Below are 12,370 nucleotides of genomic sequence, written 5' to 3' on the forward strand. Positions count from 1 at the left end.
ATGATAATTACAGAAATAATAATAGGAAAAAATAACTCCCTTTTATTATGAAATGAGTAGGCATCTAGCACAATACCAATCACCGGAAAGTACCGTTATAAGTAGGAGAAATAAGTACCAGAAGAAATCAGTTATCTTCAGGAGCGGAAAGCATCGCTTTTGAGGTAGGCGGGAAATCAGGGGTAAGTTGCTGGTTACGCATAGCCTGGTCTATTGATGCTTGCTCTTCGGAGCTGATAGTACCTACCGCCTGACCACGCTTAACGGTTTTAGCGTAAATGCGAGTAGCGGTGCGCCCATGTAAACTGCTCATCACAAAGCCGTTGCCAAAGCTATCAATAATTGCAAGCGCAAAACTCTGATCACCGCCCATATCGGTAAAGGGGTTAAACCGCACAAGACCAACCGATTGGTAACTGCGGTTCTGGCGAAGTTCCAGTTCGCGCATAGCAGTTTGAATCACATCAAGCATAGAAGCATCACGCTCAATGCGTTTGATGCGATTTATCAATTCCTCAAGACCGCTTTCACCGCCCCGCGTATCGCGTACAAAATTATCCAGCAAGCGGTACATCTGATTAGCGTGTTTATTCACACGCCACAGCATAAAGCCTAACCCTGCCAACAACAGAAGTGTTAAAATCCAGAGATAGGGACCGGCACTACTAAAGAAACTTTCAAAACCTGTCATTTATTCCTGCAAAAAGACAAACAAACTTGCGAACCTGCATTATAGAAGGTCGCCTCAACAAAAATGTAAGCACAAACGGCACATCTAACACAATTCTAACGATACGGCTAACGCTTGTCAAATCGGTAGCCAAAAATCGGCAGGGGTTTATCATCCCTACGAAAGCGCAACGCGAATGCCGTTACCAAAACCCTATGAAATTCTTATTTGAAAGTGATTCCATTCTTAATAATAGCCTTTATTATATTATTTCCTGCTTGCTTAAATATACAAACTGATGTAACATTTTAATACCGATTAAAACACTAATTAATTATCCCGACCGTATATTCTCAAGAATAAACCCTAATTAGCATAGGGAATGGAGAGTCTAAATATTGTTCCAGACTCCGATCTATCAAGCACTGGTGAACTTTTTTAATACGGAAGAGTGGTCATTCATTCCCAAGGAAGATGAACCAACCCTTCGCTTATGGTATCAAGGAACTAGCGGTCAATGGGTTTGCTATGCCAAAGTACGAGAAGAGCAGAAGCAAGTATTTTTCTATTCGGTCAGCCCGGTGGTTGTGCCAGAAAATAAATTTGGAGCTGTTACCGAATTAATCAATCGGATAAACTGTAATCTGGTTTTCGGCAATTTTGCTTTGGATTATGAAGACGGCACATTCCATTTCCGAACTTGTCTTTTGTTCGATAATACCAATCCCAGTACCGAACTATTGCGAAAACTGGTTTTTTTCAATGTAATGTTGATGGATGAATACCTGCAAAGCGTAATGCAGGCTCTATACACTGATGCCAGCCCTGCTGAAGTATTCCGCCAATCCAAGGAGTAGCCGCCGCATCTTTCAACGCGACTAACCCTTAATCTACCTCGCAGCACAATTAAAATCAGTTTCAAAAAAAATTGATTTGAAGGAGAACTAGAAATGGCTCCAAAAAGTCGGAAATTAGCCGGAAAAATACCCAATACGGTAGCGAACAAAAAAGGTAGCGAGGTAGGCATAACCTCTCTCGAAGCGCCAGAAGAAAGCATGCTCGATACCAAAGAGGTATATTTGAATTTTGGGAGTCGGAATAGTTTCCCCCACGTAGATAACCACAATATCCTGCCTTTGCAAAGAGCTATTGGGAACAAGGCGGTTTTGCGACTTTTAGCACAACAAGCGCCACAGAACCGTATCCCCGGCGCTAATATTAATCGAAGTACGCACCATGTTTGTACTTCAGCTTGCAACCATGCATCCGTACAACGTCAGGAAAACCAAACTGTAATCCAGCGTCACTCCTCTTTTGAACATAAAATGCTAGGTGATGTCCGCCCTGAAGACCTTGAAATAATCGCTATGGCAAATAACCTTAATAAAAAGGGAACAGCCGTAAACGAACTTGGGGGCGCTTTGCAGATAACCAAACCGCCTTACACCGGAAAAACCATCAAAAAAGACGATGTATTGCATACCCTGATGCAAGAAATTGAAAGAATCCGCTATTTCAGGGATAACCCGATCAAAACCAAAAATGAAGGGGGCTTCCTTGGCATTGGCGGGAAAAAAGTGCTGGATGAAACTCCTGAAGAATTCCGTCAGCGTCTGATTAATATGGACAACCAGCGCCGGATTAAAGAGGGTACAGAAAGCTTAGACGAGGCAGAGATAAAGAAGGGCGCCAAAAACGAGAAAGAAGCCGACCAGTTAATGGCAGCCGCTCAGAAAGAAGTAGAAACCCAAGTTAAAAAAGACCAGTGGCAATTGGAATTCGTAACCATTCCTAGCAAGGATGGCTCTGCGCCTCTGGTTGTTACTTATGGTGAAATGAATACCCTCGCCGACATCTACGGTAACATAGAAGAAATGAAGAACGCCGACCCGAAAAACCGCTACGAGATTATGCAGGGTATTCGGCAGCAAGCTCTTTTCCGCTATATGGAGTTATACGAGAAAGTTACCGGAGAACATTCTTTTGGTAGAAAGTGGACAGGATTTGACGATGCCATCGGTGATACGGGCCCACGTGGCGGCACGATGGTCGGACAATTGCGCTTGATGGGCAAACTGAAGTTAGGTCCGATAGGCTTTACCGGCAAAGAAACAGACAAAGAAGAAAACGCCTATACCGCCAGCCTCGCCCGTAATGCCTGCCATTTTGCGCCGGAAAGTTGGCATAGTTGGGCTGAATACCACAACAAAGCCAGACAATTGGCTAGGGATTCTTGGCAATCTCGCCAAGATGCCCAAACCCTACGTGCCGGTATGACCGGTCAGAAAGACACGAAGGGTCAGCTTGACATGATAAGCGAAGATATAGCAGATAAGAAAAAGAAAGGCGCAGAGTTTCAAAACGAAGCTTTGATGAACAACGGCTTTGGAGATCACTTCCTGCAAGATTCCTATGCTGCCGGACACTTGATTAACAAGACCGAGATAATGAAAGAGTTCGTGAAGTGGCTGGATAGTAAGCCTTTTAAAAGCGACCGTACGGCTGACGAGAAGTGGCGGCAGATTCAGGCAATCGCTTATAACCAAGAAGGCATCGGAACCGAAGGCGGCAATCGTTATGATATGTCCTTGCTGAATAACCCCAAAGCTAAAGACGCACAGTCGGTAGAAAATTTGGAAGGCGACTGGAAAAACCGTTTCGATGCACTGGGTCTCCAAATTCCCGGATCAATGCAGCCCGGCTCACAATATTTTGAATTTATCATCTGGTGGCAGGAACGCGCTGCCAAGCGATTCAACACCCGCCAAATGACGGTTAAAAATGCCGTTAAGGAAAGCGGTTTTAACGAAGATTTCGTAATAGGAGCTTTAAGGGCGCTGGTGAAAGACTCGGTAGCAAGAATAAATTGGACGGGTATCACTCCCGGTAAAGAACAGGCACCGGCTTCTGATGAAGAGATGAAGAAAGTAACCTTCTTGCTTCGCGAGGATTACATACCAGACAGGAAGAAATTCGATGCATTCCTGAAGGCATACCACAGTGAGAAGCCCATGCCCAAGCAAAAAGCAGGGGATATGTATAAGAGAATGGCTGCTTCTGTAACCTACAACAATTATCATACCTTCCTGAACAACACGCTTTTGCAAGCCGGTACGAACGTGTTACATGATTACTACTGTAATAACGGGGTAAAGGTTAAAACCGGAGTCGGGGATGAAATCGGTAAGATTTACGGGGATGATGCGATGCTTAGTAAGGACAGCGCGACCGGAGTGCGGTATTCGGCTGAAACTGCTAGGCGCTCTCATGATAATATCACGGAAATTATCAAGACAGGGGCGCCAAAATACTCGAACGACGAAATCTTCAACCGTTTCCCGACTCACGTTATGTTGCCGGACGACAAGGGCAATGAAATTCCGGTTTCATTAGCGGATTGGCATAAGGGGGCGTTGCGCGAACATTGCATGGTAGGTATCAAGGCTACTGCTAAAGATAAAGCTATAAAATCATCATTCCAGGAAACTAAAGATTCGATCAAGGATATTGCCGCGATGCTAGGTGACCTTACGACTAAGGTTTCCAAAGACGTTCACGCCGGGCAAGCCTTCTAACCGATTTTTGCAATAACCTAGAGGAGACTATAGGGAGAGATAAACCGGACTACCGCCAACCAAAGTAGCAACTACGGGAGTTTGCGGTATTTCGTCTTCCGGCGTAACAAATATATCCTGAGCCAGTGCAGTCAAATCCGCCAGCATGCCCGGAGCAATACGCCCACGCCGCTGTTCATCGCCCGCCGCATAGGCTGCGCCGTAGGTAAAGCCCTTGATTGCTTCGCCAACAGTAAGACATTCTTGGGCGAAAAAGGCAGGGCGGTTTTCCCCCTCGCGACGGCGCGAAACAGCCGCAAAGATTCCCTTGCGAGGGTCAATTGATTCCACCGGCACATCCGAGCCAAGCGCAATCGGCACGCCGCTATGCAAGAGAGTGCGGTACTGGTAACTGCGGGCGGCGCGTTCATAACCCCAGTAACGCTCAGCAGCATCGCGATCTGTGGTGGCGTGGGTAGGTTGGCATGAAGCGATTATGCGACTGGCAGCAAAACGCAACAGGTCTTGAGGGGTAACTATTTGTACATGCTCCAGCCTGTTTCGCAACCTACCCGAATTTTCCTCACGCTGCATTTTTTCAATCACATCCAAACCTAGGTGCGCGGCGCGATCTCCAATAACATGGACGGCAATTCCAAAACCGCTCCTGATTGCCTGCCGCGCCTGTCTCTCGAAAGCTTCCGAATCCATCCGAAACATCCCGCAATTATCATGGCGGTGGTCGGGGCTATTGTCGAATGGCTCAAACATGGCAGCAGTTTGCGAACCAAGCGTACCATCGAGGAAAAACTTAATCTGCGCCAGCCAGAGCATTTCATCGCCAAAGCCCTGCCGCAAACCCAACGCTTGAAGGTGTGGAATCGCCCAATTGCCTAGCAAAACGGCGGTACGCAAACTCAATTTGCCCTGCGCCCGCAAATTCTGAAAAGCGGCAAATCCGGTGGCATCTTCTATTGAATGGACAGCGGTTAGCCCAGTGCGGTGCGCTTCCGGCAAAGCCATCTCAATTGCTGCCTCTGCCTGTTCTATAGTAGGTTCTGGAATGACGCGGTGTACTAGACGCATAGCATTTTCTTTTAGAATGCCGGTTGGCTCACCCTGAGCATCGCGAGTAATCTCACCGCCTTCCACTTCGGGAGTATCGCGAGTAATCCCGGCAAGTTGCAGAGCGATGGTATTTACCCACAGCAGATGGGCATCCTTACTCATTAAAGCAATGGGATGGAGTGGCGCAACCCGGTCAAGCAGCATACGATTGGGAAACTCATCGCCCCATAGGTTTTTATCCCAGCCTTGCCCCTGCAACCACGCGCCCACCGGAGTAACTTCCGCACGTTCGGCGACCAGTTCCAGCGCTTTGTTTAGGCTGTTAATCCCTGCCAGTTTTAATTCCTGCATAATAAGTGACCACCAAGCAAAGTGAGTATGGGAGTCGTTCAAACCGGGTATAAGGGTAGCGCCCTTTAAATTCAGCGTTTCACGGGCAGCATTTGCGCCATCTAGGGAGCGAATATCCGAGACGCTTCCGGCAGCAATTATGCGTCCATCTGCAATAGCTAACGCTTCGGCGTGAGGTTGCACAGAATCAAAAGTGTAAATATTGGCATTGTGAATTATCAGGTCTATTTTTTGGCTCATTGGTGCATTATAGCATGAAAAAACCCTCACCCCAGAACAGGAAGAGTAAGCCAAAAGAATACCACAAATAAGATTTTATTTATGAAACGAGCAGAATGTGGTCTGTAGAAGGACGGCGGGTAGAACAAGCGTAATCGGGTTGTAATCGCCAAACATTTGCTATCAGTGCAGCAAGCTTTTGGTTATCGCTACCATCTCTGGGCAGATAATAATCTGCGCCAGCTTTGAAAACAGCGCCTACCATCGCATAAGCCCTGTCGTTAGCATATGCTACTATTTTGATTTGCTGAAACTTCGCGCTATTTTTAATCTTCCCGCAAAGTTCCAACCCGCTAATGTCCGGTAGAGCTAAATCCAGCGCTATCATATCCAGCGTTAATTCATGCAACAATTTAAGCGCAAAGCTGCCGCTAGGGGCGTATAGAATAGCTGCTTCAGGAACAGTCTCCGCAAGAGTAAGCTTAACTGCATGATAGCGGCTGAAATCCTTATCCACTATAAGTATTGAAGCCATACCCAATATTTCTCCGATTTCTTTACGAGCTATGAGTCGTATCCTAGATGTAAATATTTTAATACATAACCGTTATAAATAACATTAAAAGATTGTTAAATTTACATTTTATAACTTCACATTAATTATTATTGCGGTTTTCTAGCCTATTTTTGGTTTATAAGAACGTCTTCTTATCATAATTTATCGTAAATATTTTCAATGGTGTTTTTAATCGGTAAAGTCTGTGATTATATAGTTAAGAGGGTTGTATAAGATATATAGCTTTTGTACAATATTGGTATAAGGATTTTAGAAGTGCTGTAGAGATATTGTATGAGTTATGGCGTGATAAGCCCATCGCCATTTTGGAAAATAGTTATAAAGGTTAAAAGAGATATAATTCTATGAAAAATATAGCTTATAAGTGGCAAGTTGCTATTTCTGTAATATTTGGTAGTTTTATGGTAATTATGGATGCTACGGTAGTAAATGTAGCGCTTCCAAAATTACAGACAGCCTTTAATACCGGTAGCATTTCAGATGTACAGTGGATCATCAGCGCCTATACGCTGGCGTTAGGCATCATCACACCTCTTTCCGGCTTTCTTGCGGATCGCTTCGGCATTAAGAAAATTTACCTTGCCAGCCTTGCAGCCTTTACGCTTGGCTCGCTTCTCTGCGCCATAGCGCCAAGCCTGCCAATTTTGATTGCAGCGCGGGTGTTACAGGGCATCGGCGGCGGTTCGGTCATTCCGCTTGGCACGGCAATGCTGTTCGGCGCTTTCCCGGCAGAAGAGCGGGGCGCGGCTTTCGGCGTATTTGGCATATCACTGGTAATGGCTCCTGCGCTAGGTCCAATCATCAGTGGGTTGTTTGTAGAATATCTTGATTGGCGTTTTATCTTCCTAATCAATATCCCTATCGGTGTGCTTGGGGTTTACATGGGCAGCCGCTTACTTAAAGAGCGCAAGGGCGAGGGCAAGCAACGCTTCGATTGGGGTGGTATCGTCACATCTGGCTTTGCCTTCGGTTTATTGCTATATGGTTTCTCAACCGCCGAAAAAGATGGCTGGGGTTCGACTACGGTACTTTCTTCGCTAATCATCGGCAGTTTATCATTGGTAGCCTTCGTTGTCATAGAGTTGCGGCGAAACGATGGTCTAGTAGATTTGCGCTTGTTCCGCAAACCAATTTTCATTGTTGGTAACGTGGTTGGTTGGGTTTCGGTTATTGCGCTTTTCGGCGCAGAATTCCTTTTGCCTCTTTACCTACAAAACATACGTGGCTTGACAGCGCTGGAAACGGGCTTACTGCTGTTGCCACTGGCGTTGACCGCTGGGGTCATAGTACCTTTCGCCGGACGTTTCAGCGACAAAATCGGAGCGCGTCCGCTGGCAGTCATCGGCTTCGGACTATTGCTAATCAATACGTGGCAATTGAGCAACCTTGCGATGGACACAAGCCTATTGTATATCGGTTTCCTGCTGGCGTTGCGTGGCGCAGCTCTAGGAATGGTAGTACAAATCACTCAACAAGTTGCCTTGCGAGACATTGCGCCTCGTGCGTTGCCCCGCGCCAGTTCTTTGGTCAATAGCAGCCGTCTAATCTTTCAGTCGCTAGGGGTAGCGATATTGGCTACAATACTGACTCTGACTACCGGCGCTCGTCCGAATTTCGCACCCGGTACAAGACCCGACCCAATAGCTCTGGAAGCGTATCGTCAGAATTTCTTGCAGGGATTGGAAAATGCGTATCAGGCTACTTTCTGGGTAGGTCTAGTTGCTGTAACGCTTTCGCTCTTTTTGCCGGGTTGGCCCTTTAAAAAAGCAACCGCTACGCAATTACCGGCAGAAACACCTATTTTTATCCCGAACGCAACCGAACGCGCTGCTTAGTCAAGCTATAGTAATTAGAATATTTTGTGAAAGCCGGACAATATAAATCCGGCTTTTTTATTAAAATCAATGTTACAATTCATTAAAATATTAGGCTCAAATGTATTCATAACGAATAACCTATTGGCAGTTTATTTATAGTGATAATACTCAGCAAGCAATTTTTGAGACGAGCCAATTTTTCTTTCTACAATGTTTATATTTATTAATAATTGATGTATTATACATGGCAAAGCAAGGCATTGTTTCTGCCAAAATAACCTCGCTATATTCTCATCTGGCATAAACAACTGACTCTATATATAGCGCTAGGAATAGGACTAAATTACTCCAATTATTGGGATAGCCGCTTCATTTGTTAATAACAAGGCTATCAAAGGTATTATGCAGGGAAAGGGAAAGGAAAAAGGAGCGGACAACCGTTATCACAAATTTCTTCAAGCAACCCAACAGCTTGCAGATTTATTCCCACGCTTCGAAGAAAGAAGCAGCATAGTTAAAGTTGCCATCAAAATTATCGCTAAAGCGCTAAATGTTGAAAATGCAATGATTTTTAATATTTCTGCCGATGAGAAAACACTTGTACCGCTTTTCCCTGAGCTAATTTCGAGTAATAAGCTAGAGGTAGCAAGCTTTGAAAGCAGTATCAGCATAGACAATAGCAATTCTATGATAGTACGCGCTTTTATCAACAGGCAAGTGGTTTCTTCCCGTCAGAATATGCCACCAGTATTATCCGAAATGGTAGTTCCACTAATATTTCAAGGCGAACTCAAAGGCGTGTTGGTAGCGATAAATAGCAAAGCCGGAGGTTTCGATGAAGTGGATAAAGAAGGAGCGATAACGTTAGCCACGCAATTATCAGCTTTGCTTAAGCTGGTAGATATTGGCTTGAATGTTACGGAAGATAAAGGTTTTAGCCATGCGCTTCCGGCAGAAAATGACCGGATATTAAACCAGATTAAGCATTTGGAAAGCCTACAAGGCATTATTGATGCTATCAGTGAACTAAGCAACATCGAAGATATTTATCGGCGGACACTCCTGGAAACAGTCAATTATATAAAATTTGACATCGGCGCTATCCACACGCTAGACCCTATATCAGGTGTTCTGAGGTTGGTCAGCTACTTTGAACGAGAGGAGTCATCTGGCGTGCATGTGCTTGACCCCAGCGAACATCGGGGAAATCTTAGCATTGACCGCACAAGCCTTTCTGGTATTCCTTTTGAATTATGTAACTCTTTCCAACCTTATGAGCAGGATAATATTAATGATACGGTTTGTCCGGTAGTTCAACATGTCGGAGACTTTAAATCATCTATCTGTCAGGTTATCAAAGCGCAAGATATTATTTATGGGGTTTTGCATCTAGGCTGTTTAAACTCCGCTAATTTTTCAGAAACAGATTATTTCCTTGCAAGCGGAATATGTAATCAAGTTGGAGTTGTTGTGGAACGTGCCTCTATTTTGGAGAACATTAAGCAACTGGCACGTACCGACTCTTTAACCGGATTATATAATAAACTGGAGTTCTGGGAACGAATTGACAAAGAGATGCGGCGTGCCGAACGGCAGCATCGCCCTCTCAGCCTAATCATGATTGACCTCGACCGTTTGAAATGGTTCAACGATGTATTCGGTCATACCAAAGGCGACGTGCTACTTTCAAAAATGGGTCAGCTAATTCGCCATAACTGCCGGGCAGGTGATACGCCTTTTCGCTACGGCGGAGATGAAATGTGCATCCTTCTGGCAGATACCGATTCCGAGGAAGCTAGAATAATGTCAGAAAGGCTCAGAGTCTCAGCGCGTGAAATAAAATTGCCGCTCGAAGCGGATGAGTTTATCATCGGAGCGAATGCAATGGTAACAATGAGTATCGGAATTGCCAGTTTTCCTACCAATGCCCAAAGCGCCGAATTATTGTTTGAATATGCCGATGCGGCGATGTATCGAGCGAAAGATACCGGCAAAGATCGGGTTTGTCTATTTGACCCCAACGTAGATTTAAGCAAACAAACTTATCGCTATCGGGCAGCGCGGCTTGCTGCTCAAACCGACAAACGTCTTGAAATTCCAAATGCCTCTAATCTTACTCAAAACATGATTAATGATGCTAAAGTTCCTGACAAATCCAGCGACATGAATGTAGCCGGAATGGAAGAAGTTGACCTCGATAAATAACCCTTCTTCTCTTCGCCACACCCCTCAATTAATTTACTCTTGCAGGGCTATAACTGCTATGCTAGAATCTTGATATATCAAGTAACTTTCAGACCGGAGGGCGCTTTTAGCAGATGATAGAGTTATGTTGTAATGAACGACTATAAAGAGTGGCTTGAAAGCGGTAGAAAATCGCTTGAATCTGGGCGTATCGGTGAAGCGCGGCGTTTGTTCACCGGGGCAGTACAGGCAAACCCATCCGGTGAAGAAGGCTGGCTTTATTTAGCTGCCACATTGCCGCCACGCCAAGCTTATCAAGCCCTCCAACGAGTTTTGGAAATCAATCCGGCTAACCCGCAAGCGTTACGGGGCATTGAAGCCCTGAAAATGCAGCTAGAAAGCAAACCTGCCGACCCAGTTGATTCACTTTTCAGCGAGTTAGGAGTGGATGATAGCAAATCAAAAAAGCGGGCGATCCGGCTTGCCTCCGATAGCGATTTATCATTCGGAGTGCAAGAATCAGAGGATATGCGAAAACTTCTGACCCAACCTTACCTTGATGAAAAACTCCAGCCTCGACAACGTAAACCGGGTTTTACGGCTCTGTTAGGGGCGTTGTTGCTTGTTCTGATAATAACAGCGGTAATCCTCTATATGTCTAACATCGGAAAACCGGGGTCAGTTGGCGCGATACGTACCGATATAACTTCTAATGTTGAAACGACAACTGCTATACATACCACTGACCTTGCCTCCGCCGAAACTACCGAAGCTCGCACCACTATTCCGCCTACTCCCGTCCCCACCGTATCGCCCTTCCTTAACCTCAAGTTGGTACAAAATGAGCGCGGACAACTCACCGGGGTCAATCTCACTTTCTCCAGCTACGACAACCGTTCCACCAATTTTTCGTTGGAAGGCGCTGGCACACCCTCACCCGGTAAGCATTTTGAAGGGGTTTGGTTGTTGCTGGAGAATACTTATAACCAACCGTTAGGAACCAATCTTGAGCTTTATCAAGGTATTGATAGCCGTAACCGCTTTCTTACTCCGGTTCAGAATGGGCGTGTTCCGGCGCTAGATTTAAAACGACTGTTGCCCGGTGAGAGCCGCCTTTTCTGGCTGACCTTTGAGATGGAGGATGGCACTAGCCTACGCCGAGTGGTCTATACCCCACAGGGCTTGCCGGACGAGGGCAATTCGCTTGAGGTAAATTTATTCTTACCGTCTGCAACACCCACCCCAACCATAAAACCGACCAATACCGCGCTGCCAAAGCCAACCACTACGCTATTACCGACTACCGCCAATACACCGTTACCACCTACCTTCACTCCGGTGCTGGCAGCCACCGAAACGGTAATGATTGCCTTGAGTACGCCCACACCCGAAGCAACCTCCACCCGAATTGCCCTCCCAACTGCTATTGCACTAACCGCAACCCCTATGCCTATCGCGCTCCCGTCCCCTACTCCGCTTACGAGTGTAGCATTTAACCAGCGCTATCTACTAGGCAATTTCGCCCTGATTGTAAACCAGTACCAACCGTCCATTAGCGCAAAGCCCAGCATAATACCCACAGGCTATCATTATGAGTCGGTCAAGATTACGCTGGAAAATACTGGAAGCAGTGATGTGAGCGATTTTGTAAAAAACTACCCGTTTTACTTGCGGGATAGCAACGGGCAAGTTTATACCACAGGACCATACACATTGGAAGCCAAAGATCGCTTCGACCCGTTCCAGTTTGAAACCGCCACCAAAGGCGCGGGCAAAGATAAAGTCAGCGGGATTTTGTATTATCTGGTAAGCGATACTGCAAAAAGCCTACCACGCACGCTGGTGTTTTACGCATCCAACGACAAGCCCGAACTTGTCGCAGAGTTCGCGCTTAAGTAGCGTCTGTTACACGTGAAACTGATATAAAGAT

Annotated in this window: 8 protein-coding genes; 5 read left to right on the forward strand and 3 right to left on the reverse strand. The window is 45.8% G+C overall.

The genetic code is table 11. The annotated features are described in order from the left end of the window. Positions 1 to 127 precede the first annotated feature (127 nt). A complete protein-coding gene (locus WCK19_RS03530; protein ID WP_342395978.1) occupies positions 128 to 691 on the reverse strand; it encodes a DUF4446 family protein in 564 nt (187 codons plus the stop codon). Positions 692 to 1,068: 377 nt separating this feature from the next. Between WCK19_RS03530 and WCK19_RS03535 the strand changes: the two genes are divergently transcribed. Together WCK19_RS03535 and WCK19_RS03540 are read left to right on the forward strand one after the other, a co-directional pair. Beyond that, positions 1,069 to 1,527 (forward strand): YbjN domain-containing protein, encoded by a 459-nt coding sequence (locus tag WCK19_RS03535; protein WP_342395979.1) that lies wholly within the window; start codon positions 1,069 to 1,071, stop codon positions 1,525 to 1,527. A gap of 93 nt (positions 1,528 to 1,620) precedes the next feature. Then, positions 1,621 to 4,245, forward strand: a complete 2,625-nt coding sequence (locus WCK19_RS03540; protein ID WP_342395980.1) for a hypothetical protein — start codon at positions 1,621 to 1,623, stop codon at positions 4,243 to 4,245. Positions 4,246 to 4,272: 27 nt separating this feature from the next. On the opposite strand, the gene WCK19_RS03545 is transcribed toward WCK19_RS03540, so the two are convergent. Further along, entirely contained in the window at positions 4,273 to 5,883 is a 1,611-nt protein-coding gene (locus WCK19_RS03545) for an amidohydrolase (RefSeq protein ID WP_342395981.1), read from the reverse strand. A gap of 79 nt (positions 5,884 to 5,962) precedes the next feature. Then, positions 5,963 to 6,397 carry a response regulator gene (locus WCK19_RS03550; protein ID WP_342395982.1) on the reverse strand — a complete coding sequence of 145 codons (435 nt, stop codon included), beginning with the start codon at positions 6,395 to 6,397 and terminating at the stop codon, positions 5,963 to 5,965. 386 nt (positions 6,398 to 6,783) lie between these two features. Here WCK19_RS03550 and WCK19_RS03555 point away from each other — a divergent pair, with 386 nt between their 5' ends. The 3 genes from WCK19_RS03555 (at position 6,784) to WCK19_RS03565 (ending at position 12,339) form a co-directional block, all read left to right on the forward strand. Next, the gene (locus tag WCK19_RS03555) at positions 6,784 to 8,274 is read left to right on the forward strand and encodes a DHA2 family efflux MFS transporter permease subunit (protein WP_342395983.1); all 1,491 of its coding nucleotides are present in this window, start codon (positions 6,784 to 6,786) and stop codon (positions 8,272 to 8,274) included. A gap of 384 nt (positions 8,275 to 8,658) precedes the next feature. After that, positions 8,659 to 10,461, forward strand: a complete 1,803-nt coding sequence (locus WCK19_RS03560; protein WP_342395984.1) for a diguanylate cyclase — start codon at positions 8,659 to 8,661, stop codon at positions 10,459 to 10,461. A gap of 132 nt (positions 10,462 to 10,593) precedes the next feature. Further along, positions 10,594 to 12,339: a hypothetical protein gene (locus WCK19_RS03565; RefSeq protein ID WP_342395985.1), complete on the forward strand. Its 1,746-nt coding sequence runs from the start codon at positions 10,594 to 10,596 to the stop codon at positions 12,337 to 12,339. The last annotated feature ends 31 nt before the right edge of the window (positions 12,340 to 12,370 follow it).

Origin of the sequence: Candidatus Chlorohelix sp., from assembly GCF_037138995.1 — a bacterium.
Taxonomy (GTDB): domain Bacteria; phylum Chloroflexota; class Chloroflexia; order Chloroheliales; family Chloroheliaceae; genus Chlorohelix.